The organism is Rhizobium sp. R635, from assembly GCF_002211285.1.
Lineage (GTDB): Bacteria > Pseudomonadota > Alphaproteobacteria > Rhizobiales > Rhizobiaceae > Rhizobium.
The window spans coordinates 153,665-172,213 of the sequence record NZ_LOKX01000034.1 but is presented as its reverse complement, the minus strand read 5'-3'; the positions used below and the strand labels follow the sequence as shown (position 1 = coordinate 172,213).

The window sequence follows — 18,549 nt, the reverse complement described above, 5'->3', positions numbered from 1 at the left end:
TGTCCGACTTCACCTAAAGGGGCGCTCTCTATTGTTCTGGATGAAGGGAGCGCCACGATGACGACTATCTCCGCACGCCCCGAGAGGGTTTCGGCTTAAGTCAGCCAATGGCTGATGCATGCCGGTTGAACATCGCCGTTTCCGGCGATGAAAGACCACTCATATCCAGAGTTCATTATCATGGGCAATTTTATCGGGAGCGGAAGCTCCCCGATGACGTCGGCGTCTCATCCGGCGGTCATCAATCGTTTCTTTTCCGGTGGCGCCTGGATCGAAGGCGCTGCCTTGGACCAACTCGACGAGATGTCCCGGCTGCCGGGTGTTTTGGAGATCGCCGCCTTTCCGGATCTGCACCCCGGCAAATATGGTGCGACCGGCGTTGCGCTGCTGTCGTCGAGGCTGCATCCGCTGCTGATCGGCAACGATATCGGCTGCGGCATGTCGCTCTTCGCGCTCGACCTGCCGCTGCGCAAACTGAAGATCGACAAGGCGGCGGAACGACTGCGCCGGCTTGAAACGCAGGAGATTGGAGATGTTTCCGAGCTGCTTGTGGACGCTGGCCTGCCTGCCGATCTGGCAGCCGCTGCCTTGGGCACGATCGGCGGCGGCAACCATTTCTGCGAGCTGCAGGCGGTGGAAGCCCTTGCCGATGGTGGAGCTTCGCTCGGTCTCGACAACCAGGGTCTCTACCTCTTAGTTCATTCCGGCTCGCGCGCCTTTGGCGCCGCCGTCTTCTCGGAGATGGTGGCGGCTCATCCCGGGCTCGTGGCAGGTCTCGATGCCGGTTCGGAGGCGGGCGCCGCCTGGCTTTCGGGCCATGATCGCTGCGTTGCATGGGCATCGCTGAACCGGCGGCTGATCGCAGTGCGGGCCGCAGCCGCGCTTCGCGCCGATCTGCGCCTCGTCGCTGACATACCGCACAATCTGGTTCGTCGCTGCGATCGCGGGTTTGTGCACTATAAGGGTGCTGCGGCCGTTGCACCGGGCGAACTCGCGCCGATTGCGGGATCGCGCGCGAGCCTCAGCCATGTGGTTGTCGCGACCGACGGTGTCAGCCGTTCGCTCGGGGGCATCTCTCATGGAGCCGGCCGCAAATACGACCGGGCCACCATGCATGGGCGTGTCGGCCGCAACCGCTCCGAACGTGAACAGCTGCTGCGCAATGCCTGGGGCGGCATCGCCATCTGCGACGATCGTGCTCTCGTCGTCGAAGAAGCTGCTTCGGCCTACAAGGATGCCGGACAGGTCGTCGGCGATCTCGAAAGCGAGGGCCTGATCGTCGGACTGGCCAGCTTGCGGCCGCTTATCACCTTCAAGAAGGCGGTCGATGAAGCGGAAGTCGAACAGCGCCGGCGAAAGCCCGACCATCGCAGGGAAGGAGGGCGCGGCCATGAGCGCTATTGATCTTCTCGTGACTTCGGGCAACGGCCCTGTGGAATGCCGTATCGCGCTTTCTGCGCTTCTCGGCATCCTCGAGCGTGAGGCGATCCGGCTCGACTGCTCTTTCGAGACCAGCCTCGGCCCGATGCCGGATCGGCACGGCGCGAAGTCGGCAATCGTCAGTCTCGATGGCCCCGGGGCGGAGCAGATCGCCGCCGGCTATTGCGGCACGATCCGGTTCACCTTCAAAAGCCCGGCGCGTCCGGGTCACAAGCGGCAGAACTGGTACGTTGCGGTTCAGCGGATCGACGTCGGGCCTGAAAGCGGCGAGGTGACGATCGATCCCGCCGACCTGCGTTTCGAGACCTTGAGGGCAGGCGGACCGGGCGGGCAGCATCAGAACACGACTGATAGTGCGGTCCGTGTCCTGCACCGGCCGACCGGCCTCATGGTGACGGCGCGCGACGAACGCTCCCAGCACCGCAACAAGGCTCTCGCGCTTCGGCGTCTTGAAGCGATGCTGCGCCATAGCGAAGCGGAGAAGCAGGAGGCAGCCAAATCCGGACGCTTCATTGCCAACCGGACCATCGAGCGGGGCAACGAGGTCAAGTCTTTCAAGCTGTAATCCCGCGTTGTTGGCCCGATCGTAAATGGCGGCGGCGTCCTTTCATGAAGGACGCCGCCGTTTTATCGACACGAGTGGGATCGTAGACCGATCACTCCGCCGCCTGGCGGGCCATCGGGTTGTTCGGGTGCGTCGTCCAGTTGGCGTAGTTGGGGTCGACGGTGCGGCCGGTGCGTTTGTCCAGGGTGCCGGCAGCGAGCGGTTCCATGGTGATGCAGTTTTCGACCGGGCAGACGTTGACGCAGAGATTGCAGCCGACGCATTCCTCTTCGATCACCTCGAAATGGCGCAGGCCATTGACGACGTTGGTGATCGCCTGGTGAGAGGTGTCCTCGCAGGCGATGTGGCAGCGGCCGCATTTGATGCAGGCGTCCTGGTCGATCTTCGCCTTGGCGATGTAGTTGAGGTTCAGATACTGCCAGTCGGTGACGTTGGAGACGGCGCGGCCGGTGATGTCGTCGAGGCTGCGGTGGCCCTTTTCGTCCATCCAGTCGGAGAGACCCGTTATCATCTCCTGCACGATCTTGAAGCCGTAGGTCATCGCCGCGGTGCAGACCTGGACGTTGCCGGCGCCGAGAACGAGGAATTCGGCCGCGTCCCGCCAGGTGGTGATGCCGCCGATGCCGGAGATCGGCAGGCCGTAGGTTTCGGGATCACGGGCGATCTCGGCCACCATGTTGAGCGCGATCGGCTTGACCGCCGGGCCGCAATAGCCGCCATGGCTGCCCTTGCCGCCGACCGTCGGGTTGGGGGCGAAGTTGTCGAGATCGACGGAGACGATCGAATTGATCGTGTTGATCAGCGAGACGGCGTCTGTGCCGCCGGCCTTGGCGGCCCGCGCTGGGCGGCGGATATCGGTGATGTTGGGCGTCAGCTTGGTGATGACGGGCATGCGGGTGTATTGCTTGCACCAGCGCACGACCATTTCGATGTATTCCGGCACCTGGCCGACGGCCGAGCCCATGCCGCGTTCAGACATGCCGTGCGGACAGCCGAAATTGAGTTCGATGCCGTCGGCGCCAGTCTCCTCGACCAGAGGCAGGATCGACTTCCACGCCTCTTCCTCGCAGGGCACCATGATCGAGGCGATCAGCGCCCGGTCCGGCCAGTTCATCTTCACCTGCTTCATTTCGCGTAGGTTGGTGTAGAGGTCGCGGTCGGTGATGAGCTCGATATTGTTGAGGCCCAGCAGGCGGCGGTCGGCGCCGAAGATCGCGCCGTAGCGTGGGCCGTTGACGTTGACGACCGGCGGGCCTTCCTCGCCGAGCGTCTTCCAGACTACACCGCCCCAGCCGGCCTTGAAGGCGCGCTCGACGTTATAGGCCTTGTCGGTCGGCGGCGCGGAGGCCAGCCAGAACGGGTTCGGGGATTTGATGCCGACGAAATTATTGCGGAGATCAGCCATTGTTCTCTCTCCCCTTAAGCAACCGCGACAGCCGGAGCGGCGGCTGCGGTGAGGGTGCGATGAATGGATTCGGCCGCGTCGCGGCCATGGGCGACGGCCGAAACCGTGAGATCCTCGCCGCCGAAGACGCAGTCGCCGCCGGCCCAGACGTTGTCGAGCGAGGTGTGGCCTTCGGTGTCGACGGCGATGCGGCCGGATTCCATGCGCAGCGAACCGAGGCCCGAGGCGTCGAAGGTCTGGCCGATCGCCTTGAAAATCTGGTCGGCGGCGATCACGCCGGTTTCGCCGGTGCCGACCAGGCGGCCGTCAACGAGCTTGGTATATTCCACTTCGATCGCCGCGACCTTGCCGTCCTGCGACAGGATCGATTTCGGCGCCAGCCAGTGGCGGATGATCACGCCTTTGGAGCTTGCGAGATCCTGTTCGTATTCGGAGGCGTTCATGTGCTCCTTGCCGCGGCGGTAACAGATCGTCACCTCCTCGGCGCCGAGGAGCTTTGCCTGCACCGCGGCGTCGATCGCCGTCATGCCGCCGCCGAGGACGACGACGCGCCGCCCGATGGCGATGTCGCCCTTGTCTTCGGCCTGGCGAAGCGCGGCGATGAAATCGACGGCGTCGTCGACGCCGGCAAGGTTCTCGCCCTCGATGCGCAGCGCGTTGACGCCGGCAAGGCCGATGCCGAGGAAGACGGCGTCATATTGCGCCTGCAGGTCGGAAAGCGAAAAATCGCGGCCGAGAAGGACGCCGTGCTTAACCTCGATGCCGCCGATCGAAAGCACATAGTCAACTTCCTGCTGGGCGAAATCGTCGACCGCCTTGTAGGTGGCGATGCCGTATTCGTTGAGGCCGCCGGATTTTTCCCTGCCGTCGTAAATCGTGACGGAATGACCCTTCACGGCGAGACGATGGGCGGCGGCAAGGCCGGCCGGGCCGGCGCCGACGACGGCGATGTTCTTTCCGGTCGTCTCGGCCCTGACATAGAACTGCTTGCCGGCCTGCATGGCGGCGTCGGTCGCGTAACGCTGCAGGCGGCCGATCTCGACGGGCCGTTCCTCGGCCGTGTTGCGCACACAGGCCTGCTCACAGAGATCTTCGGTGGGACAGACGCGGGCGCACATGCCGCCGAGAATGTTCTGATCGAAGATCGTCTTCGCCGAGCCGATCGGGTTGCCGGTCGAAATCTGGCGGATGAAGAGCGGAATGTCGATCGAGGTGGGACAGGCCGTCATGCACGGCGCGTCATAACAGAAATAACAGCGGTCGGCGGCGACCAGCGCCTCGTGATTGTCGAGGCGCGGATGAAGATCGGAAAAATTAGCCTCATACTCTGCGGGCGAAAGCCGGCCGGCATGAATCCCAGTTTCCAGTCGCTCCATTGAAGTTCCCTCATTATTGGTAAACGGCCTGTGAGGGAAAGCGTAACTCAGGTTTAAAAATTTATCAAACGGTAAAATTTTGACGATTCACTCTCGTTGCCGTTCATCTAACTATTTGTTTTCGTATCAGAAATTTATTCGATCCGGATTGATGGGAGAGCGGAGCGCGCGGCACTGGGACGGCATCCGAAAAAAGATTCAAAAAAGTCGAATTTTTTTCCGATCCGAGGGAACCAAATTCGGGCGTCGTCGTTATTGCGGTATCCGGATGGTGATCGCATCGACCCAACATGCGCGCCCCCAACCCACCTTCCGGACGTACTCACGGTCCCCTCCCGGTGAGTGAAGACAGCCGGTGCGCCGCCCTCGCACCGGCTGTTTTTCGTTGTCATCCGTCTGCTCTCGAGGTTTTACACCCGCTTGAGGATCTCGAACTCGGTTTCGGGAATGGTCAGGCGATATTCGATGCGGCCCGGTACGAGGTTCAATTCCGCCTTGCCGTTGACCGAGGAGGGCACGACACGCTCCAGCACTGTGCGGCCGAAGCTGTTTTCGCTGAACTCGTGGACCTCGGACTGATCCCGCAGCACTTCGGCCCAGGCGACCTCGATCGCCCTCCTGTCGCCGATCATGGCTTCGCGGCAATTCAGCGTGATGGAAGCCGCACCGCCCGATATCGCGCCATAGGAGGCGGAGTTGACGATGAGTTCATGCAGGGCGAGCCCGAGATGCACGGCGGCATTCGGCGTCAGATGGGCGTTGATGCCGTAGATCGGCATGGAGCCCGCCGTCTCCGGCCAATAGGGGGCGAACTGCTTTTCCGCGAGTTCGAAGAGGAAGGCGCCGCGCCAGCTCGAATCCGTAATCAGGTCCTGCGAGTTGGAGAGCGATTGCAGCCGTCCGCGGAACTTGAGGAGAAAGCTGTCGAGGGAGAGCGTGTTGCGCGCCGTCTGCGTGGCAATGCCCTGAATGATGGCGAGAAGGTTCTTCGAGCGGTGCGAGAGCTCGCGCAGCAGCGATTTCAGCACTTTCTCGCGATGCCGGCTTTCGGTGACCTCAGCCATGACCGACAGCAGCCCGTAAGTGCCGCTTTCGCCGGTGCGCTGGATCTTCAGCTCATAGGTGCGCATTTCGCCGTCAACGTCGATCTCGACCTCGGCATTGTTGGGAATGCCGGTTTCCAGAACCTTGTGTTTCAGCACCGTCAGATATTGGCCATGGGCATTGCCGAAAAGGGCGGCGTCGCTGCCGCCGGGCGCAAAGAGGGCTGCGAAATACGACGGCAGATTTTCGGCGTAGAAGATCGACAGCCGCGCGTCCTGGCAGAGGATCGATATCCCGGCGCTGCCGAGCGCACGCTCCATCATTGCGGCTTTGCCTTCGAATGCGAGAGGCATGCCGGACAACGGTTCAGTCGTACTCACTCGGCCGCCTTTCCTGTGACATCTCGAACGCCGCTGAAGGGAGCGCCATTCCAGAAACCGTCTGCCAAATCTAGAACAAAGCGCTGCAAAAACCGTTAAAGCCGCCGGAGCGTCCCGGCTGCACCGGAACGCCTGTCCTGGCGATTTGGTTCCGAAGGCCGGAAAATTGCGTTCAGGCGGCTACTTTGGTCGATTCATTGAAGAAAAGAGCCTGACTGATCAGTGCCTTGACCATGTCGGGGTTGAAGGGCTTGGTGACAAGGAAAGTGGGTTCGGGGCGCTCGCCGGTCAGAAGCCGTTCCGGGAAAGCCGTGATGAAGATCACCGGCACGCTCGACGTCTTGAGAATGTCGTTGACGGCGTCGATGCCGGAGCTGCCGTCGGCAAGCTGGATATCGGCCAGCACCATGCTCGGCTTGGTCTTGTTGTAGAGCGCAACGGCCTCGGCATGGGTGCGGGCGATGCCGGTGACGCGGTGGCCGAGGCTTTCCACCATCTGCTCGATATCCATGGCGATCAGCGGTTCGTCTTCGATGATCATGATATCGGTTGCGACCTGGCGTGAAATTTCCTGCGAGGCCTTGTCGAGCAGGCGCATGACGTCCTGTTCGTCGAGTTCCAGGATTTCCGAGATTTCGGCGATGCGGAAATTCTCCACGGCGGCGAGGAGGAAGGCCTGGCGGGCGCCCGCCGATACCTTGGAAAGGTTGAGCGTGGCGCGCTGCTCCCAGGCATAGGGCGAAGTCGGCTCTGGAATCTGGATAGCGGTGGAACCAAACAGTTGCGTAAACAGTTTGTAGAGTGCGACCCGGTCATTCGCCGTATCCGGGAAAATCGACAGATCGGCGATGATGGCTTCAAGAACGGCGGCGACATAAGCGTCGCCTGAGGTTTGCGTTCCGGTCAGGGCGCGGGAATAGCGACGCAGATAAGGAAGGTGCGGCGCAATTCGAGTAGAAAGTGTCATAAAGGGCTCCCGTATGCAGGCCGGTCTTGGCTTCAATGAGCGGTTAACGCCGCCTTGATAAAAAAGTTCCGGAACGGCAGGAACTTTTTTTGTCGCGCCGCATTATCCCAGCCGACATAGAAAGAGCGTAGCATTTTGACCCATGCAGCGGTAGATGCCGGCGAGATTGATAGTAATATACTCAGTATCGATGGCATTGGCGGTGGCTGGAGACATGATTATTCCATGCGCGCCCTGCAACAGACAACGGTGAGAAGACGAGTTGATGACGACACGCAATAAAGAAGCAGCGGATCAGCGGAAGCTGGAGCTGCGGGCAAGCGATATCCTGGACCCGAACAACCAGATCGGCGTCAAGCTGCGGTCGCTCTATGCCGCCGCGCAGGATGAGGCGATCCCCGATCGTTTTCTCGATCTTCTCGAAAAGCTCGACCATGCCGAAATGATGGCTTCTGCCAAGATGGCCGAATAGGATCGCCCGCATGGAAGAAAAACTGCAACCCAGCTTCAAGCGGGAATTGCTGGCGGCCCTCCCTAGCCTTCGCGCTTTCGCCATTTCGCTGATCGGGCGGCACGATCGTGCCGACGATCTTGTCCAGGACACCATCATGAAGGCCTGGGCCAAGCAGGATCATTTCGAGATGGGCACCAATATGAAGGCCTGGCTCTTCACCATCCTGCGCAACGAACTCTACAGCCAGATGCGCAAGAGCGGCCGCGAGGTGCAGGACAGCGACGGGCTGTTCACGGAATCGATGGCGATGCACCCCTCGCAATATGGTGCGCTCGACCTGCAGGACTTCAAGAAGGCGCTCGACCAGCTGCCGCCGGACCAGCGCGAGGCGATCATCCTCGTCGGCGCCTCGGGCTTCTCCTACGAGGAAGCCGCCGAAATCTGCGGCTGCGCCGTCGGCACCATCAAGAGCCGTGTGAACCGCGCCCGGCAAAGGCTGCAGGAATTGCTGCAGATTTCAGGTGAGGCCGATTTCGGCCCGGATGCGACGTCAGCGCCGCTGACGTCGAAGGCTTTTGCGTTCTGAGAAGCGATTTTGCTTGTAAGAGAAGCCGGCTGCCTCTTGGCGCGCGCCGGCTTTTTCTTCATTGCACGGGGACGACGCTGTACGGCGGTCGTTATTCGAGGCACTACCTCTCCTCCCTCATTCCTGTGCCTGTCACAGGAATCCAGTGCGCCCAAGTCCTTGGGCGCGATAGACTTTTCCTTTGAAAGCATTTTCATTCACGGCGCAGACGCGCCGTGGCTGGATTCCTGTGACGAGCACAGGAATGAGGGAGGGTGGAGTCGACGTCATGCCCCCACTTTCCGCTGGTACGAACTCACGGCTTCTCATTCCGTGCAAGCACGAGGAGAGGTCGTGCCCTTCAATCCTCCTCGCGCTTAGACCCCACCAGATTGGCCGCGACGATTGCGGCTAGAACGCCGGCAGTCAGCAGCGGTTGGGCGCGGATGAGGCCGAGGCCGACGGTTGCCAGGGATTCCAGTGCCGCGCGGCGTTCGCGGACGCGGCGCGCCTCCCGGGCGTTGATGACTGCCATCACCACCAGCACGATGATGCCGAGCAGCAGCGCGCAGGCGGCGAGGAAGAGGGCGGCGCCGACCGGGCCGTAAATGCCGGCGAGCCAGATGGCGCCAGCGGTGACGGCGAGCGCATAGGCGGTGAGGAGGAAGAGCAGGGCGAGCGCGATGAAGATGCCGTTGCGCTTGGCGCGCGCAACGGTTCGGTGCACGCTTGCCCCTGTCAGCAGGCTGATGATCGAAAAGAGCATCGCGTTTCCTCAGCGGCGGGCGAGGAAGGCGATGGCCAGGCCGACGGCGGCTGCGGCGCCGATCGTCGCCAAGGGATGCTTGCGCACGGTCTCGCGCATTTCGGTCGCGCCGCGCTCATAGCCGTGCTGCAATTCGCGCAACAGCTCCTCACTGCGGCCGAGCAGTTCCTCGTAGCCGGCGCTTGCCTGGCTGCGGATCTTATCGCCCTGGTGGCGCGAGTTCTTGGCGACGAGGCGCGAGAGTTCGGCGAGCTCGCCGCGCAGCGCTTCGATCTGTTCCTCGATGCCGGCTTCGAAATTGTGGAAGGTGCCGTTGCGGCGGCTGCGGCTCGACTGGAAGATGGAATAGGTCATGGTTGTCTCCATTGGCTGGGGCGCGCGCAAGCCCGCCTCTTGTGCTCCAGGGGTCATGACCGTTGGTTGCATAGATAAGACCGCCCGGCATTGACCCAAATCACTGGCGACAACGTGTTGAGCGAGTAAAAAGTTCCGCTTGGGCGGCGGTCAGGGCCGGGAAAGAGCGCTGTGGGCGAGCACGAAGGGCGTGCCGTCGGCCGGCGTCTGGTTGATGCGCAGTGCGCAACCGAAGACCGAGAGCATGGTCTCGTCGGTCAGGACGTCACGAACGTTGCCGGCGGCGGCGAGCCGGCCGGATTTCATCAGCACGATGCGGTCGGCAAAGAGCGCCGTCAGGTTGAGGTCGTGCATGACGGCGATGACGCCGCCGCCGCGTTCGCAGAAATTGCGGGCGAGCGTCATGATGGTCAGCTGGTGGCTGATATCGAGGCTCGAGACGGGCTCGTCGAGCAGCAGCCAGCAGGGCTTGCCGTCGACGACGGGTTCGGAGATCTGGCAGAGCACGCGGGCCAGCTGCACGCGCTGCTGCTCGCCGCCGGAGAGTTCCTGGTAGAAACGGCCTTCGAAGCCGACGAGATCGACCGAGGCGAGAGCGGCGGCCGCGGTCTCATCGGCCTTGTCGGGATGCAGGTTCAGGCCCGAGGTCAGGCCCATGCGGACGATCTCGCGCACGGTGAAGGGAAAGGAGATGGTGCTTGCCTGCGGCAGCACGCCGCGAATGGCGGCAAGCAGCCAGGGTTTCAGTGCCTTTACCTCGCCGCCGCCGATGCGCACCGAGCCGTCATAGGCGAGCTCGCCCGATATCGCCTTCATCGTCGTCGTCTTGCCGGAGCCGTTCGGCCCCGCAATCGCCGTCAGCTCTCCGGCCCTTGCGGTGAAAGCGACGTCACTGATGATCGATTTGCCGGAAAGGCGCACGGAGAGGCCGGACACTTCGATCATCTCAGTCACTCACAAGGTTGCTCAGAGGGCAAGGCGCGAACGCTGCTTCAGCAGGATCCACAGGAAGAACGGCCCGCCGACCGCCGCGGTGATGATGCCGATCGGCAGCTCGGCTGGGGCAACCAGGGTGCGGGCGAGCACGTCGGCGAAGATCAGCAGTGAGCCGCCGAGAAGGGCTGCGGCCGGCAGTAGGAAACGATGGTCCGGGCCGATCGCCATGCGCAGGATGTGCGGCACGACGATGCCGACGAAGCCGATGCCGCCGCTGACGGCGACGGAAGCGCCGGTCGCAGCCGCGACGCCTGTTATCGCGACATTCTTCAGCCGCTGCACCGGCACGCCCATATGAAAGGCAGCCGCTTCGCCGAGCGTGATGGCATTGAGGCCGCGCGCCATGAAGGGCAGGGCGGTGAAGGACAGGAGGATGATCGGGCTGGCGGCGGCGATCTTCGTCCATGTGGCGCCGGCAAGCGAGCCCATGCTCCAGAAGGTCAGGTCGCGCAGCTGCTGGTCGTTCGCCATGTAGATCAAGAGGCCGGTCAGCGCCAGCGCCAGCGCGCCGAGCGCGATGCCGGCAAGCAGCATCGTCGCCACCGAGGTTTGGCCATGCCGCGTCGCGATCCGGTAGAGCAGCAGCGTCGTGGCGAGACCGCCGCCGAAGGCGGCCGCCGGCAGGGCATAGATGCCGAAAAATGCCTGGAGGGGTGCTGCGAGACCGCCGCCGAGCACGATCATGGCGACCGCGCCGAAGCTTGCGCCGGAGGAGACGCCGACGAGGCCGGGATCGGCCAGCGGATTGCGGAACAGGCCCTGCATCACCGTGCCGGAAACGGCAAGCGAGGCGCCGATCAGGAAACCGAGGATCGCGCGGGGCAGGCGGATATCGAAGATGATGATCCGGTCGCGGGTGCTGAGCGCGGTCTCGGAGCCGGCCATATTGGCGATGACGTCGAGGATCGAGGCATCCGAGGCGCCCGTCGTCACCGAAAACAGCATCGCGAAAATGGAGCCGGCGGCAAGCAGGGCGATCGCCAGCAGGGCGAGCCGCGTCCTGTCTCCTGCCCGCCTGATTTCACGCATCTTAGCCACCCGGAATGGTCGCCTTTGCTCCGTCATGGCTTGCGGCAGGGCCATGATCAGCCCCCGTAGATCGCCGCGTTGAGATCACGCACCGCGGCTGCCGTGCGCGGGCCGAAGCCGAGCAGGTAGACGCCGTCCATGCGGATGATCGCTTTCTTCTCGCCGGCCGGCGTCAGCGCGATTGCCGGCTGCGCCAGCAGATCCTCGTTCTTGGTGCCGGCGCCATCGCCGCGGTTCATCATCAGGATGATGTCGGGCTTGGCTTCGATGATCGCCTCATCCGTCAGCGGCTTATAGCCCGGAAATACGCCGACTGCGTTGACGGCGCCGGCAAGCTTGATCACGCCGTCGGCCGCCGTGCCGGTGCCCGATGCCATGATCCGGCCGTTCTGGGCGCTGAGGATGAAGAGAACGCGCTTGCGTTCGGCCTCCGGGCGCTTCTCGGCATCGGCGATCGCCGCGTCGAGATCGGCTGCGACCTTTTCTTCGAGCGCCTTCGCCTTGTCCGGCACGCCGAGCAGCGTGCCGACGCGGTCGATCTTGGCGATGATGCCGTCGCGGGTGAAGGTGTTCGGCACGGTCTCGAAAGGCACGCTGGCGTTCTTCAGCACGGCAAGCGCTTCCGGCGGGCCGGACCCTTCGACGGCGATGATCGCCGTCGGGTTCATGGCAAGAATGCCTTCCGGCGAGAGCGCGCGCATGTATCCGACGTTCGGCAGCTTCAGCGCCGCCTCCGGATAAAGGCTCGTGGTGTCGCGGGCGATCAGCCGGCTTTCCTCGCCGAGCGCATAGATGATCTCGGTAACGTCACCGCCGACCGAAACCAGGCGCGAGGTGTCGAGCTTCTTCTCCTCGGCATGGGCGGCGCTAGCGAAGGCAAAGCTTTTGCCGGCCGGCGCAGTCGGGATCAGCGGCAGCGCCATGACGGCTGCCGTCAGGGCCAGTTCCCAAAGGCGGACCCGGCGCAGGTTGTTACGCATCGTCATCGCTGTGATCCTTATGCGGCGGCACTTGTTGCCCGCGGCAGGTTTTCCATGATCTCGCGCCATTCGGCGCGCTCGTCGGAGCCTTCCTTCCGCTTGCCGAAGAACTGGATGATCATCTCGCCTTCGGCATTGTAAGCTTCCAGCGAGGTGACGTGGCCGTCCTTGGTCGGCTTGCGCACGGCCCAGGTCTCGGCGATGTGATCCTGGCGCAGATGCAGGTGGAAGGTCGGGTCCATGATGTTGATCCACGGTCCCATCGACTGCACGTTGAAGATCGGCCCGGAATGGATCTGGACGATGCCGTCATTGGCGACGAAGCACATGATCGGCAGGCCCGATTTGACCGAGGCATGCATCATCTCGGCCGTCGCGGTGCCGTCGAGCTTCCAGGCATAGTCGTCGCCGACTGTGCGGATGGCCGCCTGGCGGCCGATCTTCAGGCGCTTCAGCATGCCGAAGAATTCGTGGGTATCGGTGAGCTTGCTCCAGTTGTCGCGCAGTTCGTCGCGGCTGACATCGGCGGCTTCATCGGCTGTATTCGAGACCTCGGCCTCGACGAATTCCTGCGACTGGTCTTCGAGCTTCAGCTCGGCGACGATCGCGTGATAGGCCTCGATATCAGAGTTTGGGCGCAGGTGAATCTTGTGCACCGCGTTGCCTGCCTTGTCGAAATATTGCAGGCTGAGGCGCTCCTGGTCGCCATCCTTCTTGGAGACGGCGAAGCCATGCTGCCAGCGGCTCGGGAAGATGCGCAGGTCGATATTCTCGCCGAGAACGATCGCGCTCTGCACGCCTGATTTGATGTTTTCGAAGATGCCGATCTTTTCGTGCACGGCGCTTTCATTGCGCGACAGCGCCATCACCTCGCCGAGGCGTTCCACGCGCTCGAGAAGTTTCGCGGCGCTGCCGTCGATGCGGATGACGCTGATGCCGGTCTCGGCCGCGACGAGGGCTGCTTCGGAAATCTTCAGCTGGGCGGCGATATCGCGCTCGCGCATCTTCGGATTTTCGGCCCGAAACGCGCGGATTTCTGCTGGCGCCGGTCTTTTCTGCTCGGTCATGTCTTACCTACTTATTGGCCCTATTTATTGAGAATGAGTTTGCCCTGGCGGGTGATCTTCAGGCGGTAAACCAGCCCGTCGTGTCTGATCATGATCTCGTTCGTGCCGCGGAAAAGATCCGCGCTTTCGACGATCCGGTGCTGCGCCGCCGGCTCGGAGGGCAGCGGCGCATGCTTAAAAGTGTCTGGCTTTTCAACCATCATTTCGGCTGGCAATTCCGTGAGGCCGGGGATCAGAAGGTCTCCGGCTGCGTTTACAATTAACTTGACTTTCTTACTCATAGTTTTTTAAAGACGCAATAGAAGACTAACGCAGTCAAGTTTTTGAGATTGCTGATACGAAGCCGTCCGCCGACGGCTCGCGACAATGCGGAGAAGATGATGACGGGTAGGTTTGCGGCCGTTGCGGCCGGCTTGGTGATGACGGCTGCACGCGTAGCCCAGGCGCAGGAGGCGGCGCCCGCAGCCTCCCTCGATGTCGAACTCAACGCGCTGGCGCCCTCGCAGAAGGGCTGCATGATGACTTTCGTGGCGCTCAACAAGCTGCCCGCCGCCATCAACAAGGTTTCCTTCGAGCTTGCCTTCTTCAACGACAAGAATGCCGTCGACCGCATCACCGTCCTCGACTTCCGCGATCTGCCGCAGGGCAAGAAGCGCGTCCGCCAGTTCGACATGCCGAATGTCAAATGCGAGAGCGTGACCCGCATCCTCATCAACGACACGCCGGTCTGCGACGGGCCGGTCGCCGGCGAATGCATGAAGGGTCTCGTCACCCGCTCGCAGATCTCCGTTCCTTTCGAAGGATGAGAAGACGCCGGGGATGAACCCCGGCCGACATGTTTCCGGCTGTCCGAGGCGTAAAGAATGGCGATTTCAGCGAAATCCAGATCGAGACACGTGCTCATCGGGGAGGAGAGCGCCGACACCAGCCTGAACGACAACATGCCCGGCATGCACCCCGGCCACGAGCTTCCCGAACTGCGAAACGCGCAGCGGCAGCCGGCCGGCGAGACGGTCATCCACTACACGCGTTCTGCGCAGATATCCTCCTTTCCCGACCATCCGGAAGCCGAACCGGCCGCTCCCGCTTCTGCACCGCCGATGGATGCGGCGGTGGAGAAGCAGGAGGATGAGAAGAAGCCGGTACGGCGGCGGGTGGCGCTGACGTGTGTTGGTTCGTTCTTTTTTCATGTCGCGCTGGCCGTGACGCTGCTTGTCGTTTTGCCCAAGCCTTCTGACGAGACACTGATGGAAGCAGGCGAGGCGATCAGCGTGGTCATGCTCGGCAGTTCCGACGCCGATCAGAGCGCAGCCGGCGACACCGAGGTGACGATACAGGAAGAAGTGGTCCCAGAGGCTGTTGAACCCGATACGGTTAAGCCAGTCGAAACAGCCGAGGTGCAGCCGGAGGTCGTCCAGCCGAAAATCGTTGAGCCGGCTGACGCAGAGCCGGTGGAGACCGTTCAGCCTATACAGGACGTTACGCGTCAGTCAGCCGAGACGGTTGCGACTGCAGAACCGGAAGTTCTCGTATCGGAAACCCCTGCCGAAACATCCGTCGCACAGCCGATGTCGACGGTGGTGCCGGAGCAGCCGGTGATTTCAAGCGAACTGCCAACGGCAGCCGCAATGCAGTCCGAACCCGAAGGGATCAAGCCTGTCGAGGTGGCTCCCGTTTCTCCCGAGCCGGAACCGCCGACAGAAGTGGTTACTCCGCAACCGAAGCCGAAGCTGGAGAAGCCGGTAGAAAAGAAGGTGGTGGAAAGAAAACAGCCGCCGAAGAAAGCACAGGGTTCGGAAGGCGATGCCAAGCAGGAATCTCGCAGAGGAGCTGCCGACGGTCAAGCTAACGCCAACTCCGATAACAATTCGCGGACATCCGGGGGCAGAGAAGGCGCTGGCGGTGCTTCTCAGGCAAATTACACGGGTAAGGTTTTTTCGCGCCTATCTCGTTGTATCGACCGACTGAAGTCGCAGTATCGGGATACTGCGGTATCCCTAAGAGTTCGCGTTATGGTCAATAGCGACGGAAATGTCACCTTATCGCGGATCACTAGAGGCTCCGGTATGGCCGACGTGGATAACGCGGTTCTAGGCAGCCTGAATTCCTGCAATCTTCCCGCTTTGCCTGATGGATGGGGGGCTTCGCACACATTCGACTTTCCGATCCAAGTCACAGTCCGATAAAATATGATAAAAACAATCAACTTTATACTTTACTCCAAAAATCAAGTTTAATAAGGTCCGTCCGCACACGCAGGAATCGTGTGACGATCAACCAGCGAACGGGTGGCATATGGCTCGCAAGGGCAAGAAGGGATCGAACCGGGAGGTCCGCGAGAGTGCGGGCGAGGAGGCCGGACAGGCATCCAACGGACGATCCAAACTGGGTGGCCGCAGTTTTCTTTATGTCGGCGGGCGTGACTGCCAGGTGGCGCATCTGCGCCAGATCGCCAGCAATTTCGGCGCCGAGCTCATTCATCACGATGGCGGCCTGCGCGAGGCGGTCTCCCGCATCGACACGCTGCTTCCCTCCGTCGACTGCGTGTTCTGCCCCATCGACTGTATCAGCCACGATGCCTGCCTGCGCGTGAAGACCGGCTGCAAGAAGTTCAGCAAGGCCTTCATCCCGCTTCGAAACGGCAGCAAGTCTAGCCTGGAACGTGCGCTGCAGACGATGAACGAACGAGACACTTCCCGATGAACGACCAGCGCCCCGACGGCTTCACCATGATCGGCCTGCACAAGCTCGCCGCGCAGAGCGGCGACGGCCTCGTGCCCGAACTCTACGAACTGTTCCAGCAGCACACCGCACGCCAGCAGATCCATCAGAATGTGACGCTGTTCCCGACCTGGGAGGCGCGCATGCCTGGGGAGGCGGCGACAAGACCGCTTGGCGCGGCTGCGGCAAACGGCAATAATGTTCTCGCCTTTCCCTCGCCTGCTGCGAAGGCGGCCAAGAAGGCGTAAGGAGATTTCATGTATATCGCAATGAACCGCTTCAAGGTCGTAACCGGGACCGAGGGCGATTTCGAAACGGTCTGGCGCAATCGCGATTCCAGCCTGGCCGAGGTGCCCGGTTTCGTCGAATTCCGCCTGCTGCGCGGCAAGGCCAACGAAGAAGAGGGCTACACGCTCTATTCCTCGCACACGGTCTGGAAGAGCGAAGAAGATTTTCAGAACTGGACGAAGTCCGAGAACTTTCGCGCGGCGCACCGCAATGCCGGAGACCGCAAGGCGATGTACAAGGGGCCGCCGGTTTTTGAGGGTTTTAACGTGGTCGAGGGCATATGAACGAAGACCCCGATCGCATCGAGGTTCTGCCGGTCCTGCCGTCACTCGATATCGCCGAGACGCTCTTTTTCTATCGCGACAAACTCGGCTTTGCCAATATCGTCTACGAGGCGCCGGATTATCTCATCCTGCGGCGCGACGATATGGAACTGCATTTCTGGCGTACCGAGGATGTTAGTCTCTGCGAGAAGACCTCCGTCTATCTCCGCGGCGGCGGCATCGGCGCGCTTCATGCGGAATATCGCGAAAGGGGCGTGGAGCGCCTGACCGAAATGGAAGTGCGGCCGTGGAACATGGAGGAATTCTACATCCATGATCCGCACGGAAATCTCCTGCGCTTCGGCCGCATACCGCAGCCGCGCGGTTAGGTTCGGACAGGGAAGGCTGCGCCCGCCGCCACGGCCAGCCAGCCGAGCATCATCGCCCAGCCGCCGGTCGGCGCGGCATAGGGAAAGAGGCCGGAGCCGGAGAATCGGAGCGTGACGAGATCGCCGGCAAAGAGCAGCGTTCCCACGATCATCAGGAAACCGGCCAGCCAGGCGGTTTTGAGCTTGGCGGTGCCGAGCGCCAAGGCCAGCAGGGCAGGGGCGTGTGCGAGGCACATGGCGGAGGCGGAAGCCGCAAGGTTGGCCTCGCCGCCGCCATGGGCGGCAAGCGCGGCGAGCGCCACGCCGGCTGCGCCGAACAGGCCGGCAAAGAGATAGAGCACGGGCTCCAGTCGCGCGTTCAGGCTCATGGTTCTTCCTTGTTCTGCATGTGATGGGCGAGGCGTTCGACCGGCGCCCAGATGAGATCGCGCAGCGCCTGGCTTGATATCGTCTCGTCGAGCGCGCGGCGGAAGCAGAGCAGCCATTCGTCCCGTTCGACAGGGCCGATCTCGGCGACGAAATGGCGGCTGCGCAGGCGCGGATGGCCGCGTTTGTCGGTATAGAGCGGCGGGCCGCCGAGATAGCCGCTCATATATTCGTAGAATTTCTCTTCGCTGCCTTCAAGGCTCGGCGGGTGCACGGCGCGCACGTTGCTTGCCTCCGGCAGCGTATCCATCAGCGCGTAGAAGCGGTGCGTCAGCGCCCGCACGGTGGGATCGCCGCCGATCGCTTCATATAGAGTGGTGACCTTCTCCGTCACGAAACCATCCCCGATATCATTCCCCGGCCTCTTCATGCACCTGATGGAAAATGATCGCAACTGTCATCAAGGCGCCGCGGCATTTCGCGCATAATGCCCGCGAGGCAGGGGTTCCAACGATTCTTCTTGACAAAACCGTCCGGACGGTATCTTTTATCTCTCATGTCAAACGCTCACCATCGCAAGAAACAACCGGCTCTCGTGCGCCAGCAGTTGCTGGAGGTCGCCGCGCGTCTTGCCGCCAGCGAAGGCATGGCGGCTGTGACGCTCGATGCGGTCTCCGCCGCCTCCAGCGTCAGCAAGGGCGGCTTGCTGCATCACTTCCCGACGAAGAATGCGCTGCTCGACGCGCTGTTCGAGAGCCTGCTCGAAAGGTTCGATGCCGATATCGAGGAGTTGATGCGTGGCGATCCCATGCCGCAGGGCCGTTTCACCCGCGCCTATCTCAGGGCGGTGTCCGGTCTCAAGGATCGTCCCGACGATTCCAGGGGTTGGACGCAGGTGACGATCGCGCTTCTCGCCGAACCCCGGCTCCGCCTTCGCTGGCGCCAATGGGTGCAGGCGCGAGCCGAGGAATATGTCGGCACCGATTCCTCGCTCGATGCGCAGATCGTGCGCTTCGCCGCCGACGGGCTGTGGTTCGCGGATACGCTGGAGAGCCATGATATCGCCGATGCGCTGAGGCGGAATCTCATCGACCGCCTCGTCGAATTGACCGGAAAGTAATCCAGGGGATACCG

General features: G+C 62.3%; 24 protein-coding genes. 11 read left to right on the top strand and 13 right to left on the bottom strand.

Going from position 1 to position 18,549, the window contains the following annotated elements:
• The first annotated feature begins 213 nt into the window (after positions 1 to 213).
• Together ATY78_RS23830 and prfH are read left to right on the top strand one after the other, a co-directional pair.
• Positions 214 to 1,404, top strand: a complete 1,191-nt coding sequence (locus ATY78_RS23830) for an RNA ligase RtcB family protein (protein WP_245313622.1) — start codon at positions 214 to 216, stop codon at positions 1,402 to 1,404.
• Positions 1,391 to 2,005: a peptide chain release factor H gene (prfH, locus tag ATY78_RS23825; RefSeq protein ID WP_088684762.1), complete on the top strand. Its 615-nt coding sequence runs from the start codon at positions 1,391 to 1,393 to the stop codon at positions 2,003 to 2,005. The genes ATY78_RS23830 and prfH overlap by 14 nt, the downstream gene beginning before the upstream one ends.
• Positions 2,006 to 2,096: 91 nt before the next feature.
• Here prfH and preA read toward each other — a convergent pair whose 3' ends face one another.
• The 4 genes from preA to ATY78_RS23805 all read right to left on the bottom strand — a co-directional run bounded on the left by preA (position 2,097) and on the right by ATY78_RS23805 (position 7,177).
• Positions 2,097 to 3,410 (bottom strand): NAD-dependent dihydropyrimidine dehydrogenase subunit PreA, encoded by a 1,314-nt coding sequence (gene preA / locus ATY78_RS23820; protein WP_088684761.1) that lies wholly within the window; start codon positions 3,408 to 3,410, stop codon positions 2,097 to 2,099.
• A 14-nt stretch (positions 3,411 to 3,424) separates the two neighbouring features.
• Positions 3,425 to 4,786: an NAD(P)-dependent oxidoreductase gene (locus tag ATY78_RS23815; RefSeq protein WP_088684760.1), complete on the bottom strand. Its 1,362-nt coding sequence runs from the start codon at positions 4,784 to 4,786 to the stop codon at positions 3,425 to 3,427.
• A gap of 410 nt (positions 4,787 to 5,196) precedes the next feature.
• The gene (locus ATY78_RS23810; protein WP_190237518.1) at positions 5,197 to 6,192 is read right to left on the bottom strand and encodes a sensor histidine kinase; all 996 of its coding nucleotides are present in this window, start codon (positions 6,190 to 6,192) and stop codon (positions 5,197 to 5,199) included.
• Between the two features lie 190 nt (positions 6,193 to 6,382).
• On the bottom strand, positions 6,383 to 7,177 hold the full coding sequence (locus ATY78_RS23805; protein WP_088684759.1) for a response regulator: 795 nt from the start codon (positions 7,175 to 7,177) through the stop codon (positions 6,383 to 6,385).
• Positions 7,178 to 7,442: 265 nt separating this feature from the next.
• Between ATY78_RS23805 and ATY78_RS23800 the strand changes: the two genes are divergently transcribed.
• Together ATY78_RS23800 and ATY78_RS23795 are read left to right on the top strand one after the other, a co-directional pair.
• A complete protein-coding gene (locus tag ATY78_RS23800) occupies positions 7,443 to 7,649 on the top strand; it encodes a NepR family anti-sigma factor (protein WP_088684758.1) in 207 nt (68 codons plus the stop codon).
• Between the two features lie 10 nt (positions 7,650 to 7,659).
• Positions 7,660 to 8,217: an RNA polymerase sigma factor gene (locus tag ATY78_RS23795; protein ID WP_011426507.1), complete on the top strand. Its 558-nt coding sequence runs from the start codon at positions 7,660 to 7,662 to the stop codon at positions 8,215 to 8,217.
• A 340-nt stretch (positions 8,218 to 8,557) separates the two neighbouring features.
• On the opposite strand, the gene ATY78_RS23790 is transcribed toward ATY78_RS23795, so the two are convergent.
• From ATY78_RS23790 to ATY78_RS23760, 7 genes are all read right to left on the bottom strand, one after another.
• Positions 8,558 to 8,962 (bottom strand): hypothetical protein, encoded by a 405-nt coding sequence (locus ATY78_RS23790; protein ID WP_088684757.1) that lies wholly within the window; start codon positions 8,960 to 8,962, stop codon positions 8,558 to 8,560.
• 9 nt (positions 8,963 to 8,971) lie between these two features.
• The gene (locus tag ATY78_RS23785) at positions 8,972 to 9,316 is read right to left on the bottom strand and encodes a DUF883 family protein (RefSeq protein ID WP_088684756.1); all 345 of its coding nucleotides are present in this window, start codon (positions 9,314 to 9,316) and stop codon (positions 8,972 to 8,974) included.
• A gap of 150 nt (positions 9,317 to 9,466) precedes the next feature.
• Positions 9,467 to 10,261, bottom strand: coding sequence for a heme ABC transporter ATP-binding protein (locus ATY78_RS23780; protein WP_088684755.1), 795 nt, complete (start codon positions 10,259 to 10,261; stop codon positions 9,467 to 9,469).
• Positions 10,262 to 10,282: 21 nt separating this feature from the next.
• A complete protein-coding gene (locus tag ATY78_RS23775; protein WP_088684754.1) occupies positions 10,283 to 11,395 on the bottom strand; it encodes an iron ABC transporter permease in 1,113 nt (370 codons plus the stop codon).
• 2 nt (positions 11,396 to 11,397) lie between these two features.
• Positions 11,398 to 12,327, bottom strand: a complete 930-nt coding sequence (locus ATY78_RS23770; protein ID WP_088684753.1) for an ABC transporter substrate-binding protein — start codon at positions 12,325 to 12,327, stop codon at positions 11,398 to 11,400.
• Between the two features lie 11 nt (positions 12,328 to 12,338).
• The gene (locus ATY78_RS23765) at positions 12,339 to 13,388 is read right to left on the bottom strand and encodes a ChuX/HutX family heme-like substrate-binding protein (protein WP_088684752.1); all 1,050 of its coding nucleotides are present in this window, start codon (positions 13,386 to 13,388) and stop codon (positions 12,339 to 12,341) included.
• 20 nt (positions 13,389 to 13,408) lie between these two features.
• Positions 13,409 to 13,591, bottom strand: coding sequence for a hemin uptake protein HemP (locus ATY78_RS23760; RefSeq protein WP_064706159.1), 183 nt, complete (start codon positions 13,589 to 13,591; stop codon positions 13,409 to 13,411).
• A 177-nt stretch (positions 13,592 to 13,768) separates the two neighbouring features.
• Between ATY78_RS23760 and ATY78_RS23755 the strand changes: the two genes are divergently transcribed.
• The 6 genes from ATY78_RS23755 to ATY78_RS23730 all read left to right on the top strand — a co-directional run bounded on the left by ATY78_RS23755 (position 13,769) and on the right by ATY78_RS23730 (position 17,049).
• On the top strand, positions 13,769 to 14,194 hold the full coding sequence (locus ATY78_RS23755) for a hypothetical protein (RefSeq protein WP_088684751.1): 426 nt from the start codon (positions 13,769 to 13,771) through the stop codon (positions 14,192 to 14,194).
• Between the two features lie 57 nt (positions 14,195 to 14,251).
• Entirely contained in the window at positions 14,252 to 15,574 is a 1,323-nt protein-coding gene (locus ATY78_RS23750) for a TonB C-terminal domain-containing protein (protein ID WP_088684750.1), read from the top strand.
• Between the two features lie 109 nt (positions 15,575 to 15,683).
• The gene (locus ATY78_RS23745) at positions 15,684 to 16,091 is read left to right on the top strand and encodes a DUF2325 domain-containing protein (RefSeq protein ID WP_088684749.1); all 408 of its coding nucleotides are present in this window, start codon (positions 15,684 to 15,686) and stop codon (positions 16,089 to 16,091) included.
• Entirely contained in the window at positions 16,088 to 16,357 is a 270-nt protein-coding gene (locus tag ATY78_RS23740; RefSeq protein WP_088684748.1) for a hypothetical protein, read from the top strand. Before ATY78_RS23745 ends, ATY78_RS23740 begins: the two co-directional genes overlap by 4 nt.
• A 9-nt stretch (positions 16,358 to 16,366) precedes the next feature.
• Positions 16,367 to 16,681: an antibiotic biosynthesis monooxygenase gene (locus ATY78_RS23735; protein ID WP_088684747.1), complete on the top strand. Its 315-nt coding sequence runs from the start codon at positions 16,367 to 16,369 to the stop codon at positions 16,679 to 16,681.
• Positions 16,678 to 17,049: a VOC family protein gene (locus tag ATY78_RS23730; protein ID WP_088684746.1), complete on the top strand. Its 372-nt coding sequence runs from the start codon at positions 16,678 to 16,680 to the stop codon at positions 17,047 to 17,049. The genes ATY78_RS23735 and ATY78_RS23730 overlap by 4 nt, the downstream gene beginning before the upstream one ends.
• Here the strand turns inward: ATY78_RS23730 and ATY78_RS23725 are convergent.
• Together ATY78_RS23725 and ATY78_RS23720 are read right to left on the bottom strand one after the other, a co-directional pair.
• Positions 17,046 to 17,417, bottom strand: a complete 372-nt coding sequence (locus tag ATY78_RS23725) for a DUF423 domain-containing protein (protein ID WP_088684745.1) — start codon at positions 17,415 to 17,417, stop codon at positions 17,046 to 17,048. The genes ATY78_RS23730 and ATY78_RS23725 overlap by 4 nt on opposite strands.
• The gene (locus tag ATY78_RS23720) at positions 17,414 to 17,809 is read right to left on the bottom strand and encodes a group II truncated hemoglobin (RefSeq protein WP_088684891.1); all 396 of its coding nucleotides are present in this window, start codon (positions 17,807 to 17,809) and stop codon (positions 17,414 to 17,416) included. The genes ATY78_RS23725 and ATY78_RS23720 overlap by 4 nt, the downstream gene beginning before the upstream one ends.
• A 162-nt stretch (positions 17,810 to 17,971) precedes the next feature.
• Between ATY78_RS23720 and ATY78_RS23715 the strand changes: the two genes are divergently transcribed.
• Positions 17,972 to 18,535: a TetR/AcrR family transcriptional regulator gene (locus ATY78_RS23715; protein ID WP_088684744.1), complete on the top strand. Its 564-nt coding sequence runs from the start codon at positions 17,972 to 17,974 to the stop codon at positions 18,533 to 18,535.
• Positions 18,536 to 18,549 lie beyond the last annotated feature (14 nt).

Coding starts and splice junctions, on each gene's coding strand:
- ATY78_RS23830 (WP_245313622.1), top strand. CDS start 214: ATGACGTCGGCGTCTCATCCGGCGGTCATCAATCGTTTCTTTTCCGGT.
- prfH (WP_088684762.1), top strand. CDS start 1,391: ATGAGCGCTATTGATCTTCTCGTGACTTCGGGCAACGGCCCTGTGGAA.
- preA (WP_088684761.1), bottom strand. CDS start 3,410: ATGGCTGATCTCCGCAATAATTTCGTCGGCATCAAATCCCCGAACCCG.
- ATY78_RS23815 (WP_088684760.1), bottom strand. CDS start 4,786: ATGGAGCGACTGGAAACTGGGATTCATGCCGGCCGGCTTTCGCCCGCA.
- ATY78_RS23805 (WP_088684759.1), bottom strand. CDS start 7,177: ATGACACTTTCTACTCGAATTGCGCCGCACCTTCCTTATCTGCGTCGC.
- ATY78_RS23800 (WP_088684758.1), top strand. CDS start 7,443: ATGACGACACGCAATAAAGAAGCAGCGGATCAGCGGAAGCTGGAGCTG.
- ATY78_RS23795 (WP_011426507.1), top strand. CDS start 7,660: ATGGAAGAAAAACTGCAACCCAGCTTCAAGCGGGAATTGCTGGCGGCC.
- ATY78_RS23790 (WP_088684757.1), bottom strand. CDS start 8,962: ATGCTCTTTTCGATCATCAGCCTGCTGACAGGGGCAAGCGTGCACCGA.
- ATY78_RS23785 (WP_088684756.1), bottom strand. CDS start 9,316: ATGACCTATTCCATCTTCCAGTCGAGCCGCAGCCGCCGCAACGGCACC.
- ATY78_RS23780 (WP_088684755.1), bottom strand. CDS start 10,261: ATGATCGAAGTGTCCGGCCTCTCCGTGCGCCTTTCCGGCAAATCGATC.
- ATY78_RS23775 (WP_088684754.1), bottom strand. CDS start 11,395: ATGGCCCTGCCGCAAGCCATGACGGAGCAAAGGCGACCATTCCGGGTG.
- ATY78_RS23770 (WP_088684753.1), bottom strand. CDS start 12,327: ATGACGATGCGTAACAACCTGCGCCGGGTCCGCCTTTGGGAACTGGCC.
- ATY78_RS23765 (WP_088684752.1), bottom strand. CDS start 13,388: ATGACCGAGCAGAAAAGACCGGCGCCAGCAGAAATCCGCGCGTTTCGG.
- ATY78_RS23760 (WP_064706159.1), bottom strand. CDS start 13,591: ATGATGGTTGAAAAGCCAGACACTTTTAAGCATGCGCCGCTGCCCTCC.
- ATY78_RS23755 (WP_088684751.1), top strand. CDS start 13,769: ATGACGGGTAGGTTTGCGGCCGTTGCGGCCGGCTTGGTGATGACGGCT.
- ATY78_RS23750 (WP_088684750.1), top strand. CDS start 14,252: ATGGCGATTTCAGCGAAATCCAGATCGAGACACGTGCTCATCGGGGAG.
- ATY78_RS23745 (WP_088684749.1), top strand. CDS start 15,684: ATGGCTCGCAAGGGCAAGAAGGGATCGAACCGGGAGGTCCGCGAGAGT.
- ATY78_RS23740 (WP_088684748.1), top strand. CDS start 16,088: ATGAACGACCAGCGCCCCGACGGCTTCACCATGATCGGCCTGCACAAG.
- ATY78_RS23735 (WP_088684747.1), top strand. CDS start 16,367: ATGTATATCGCAATGAACCGCTTCAAGGTCGTAACCGGGACCGAGGGC.
- ATY78_RS23730 (WP_088684746.1), top strand. CDS start 16,678: ATGAACGAAGACCCCGATCGCATCGAGGTTCTGCCGGTCCTGCCGTCA.
- ATY78_RS23725 (WP_088684745.1), bottom strand. CDS start 17,417: ATGAGCCTGAACGCGCGACTGGAGCCCGTGCTCTATCTCTTTGCCGGC.
- ATY78_RS23715 (WP_088684744.1), top strand. CDS start 17,972: ATGTCAAACGCTCACCATCGCAAGAAACAACCGGCTCTCGTGCGCCAG.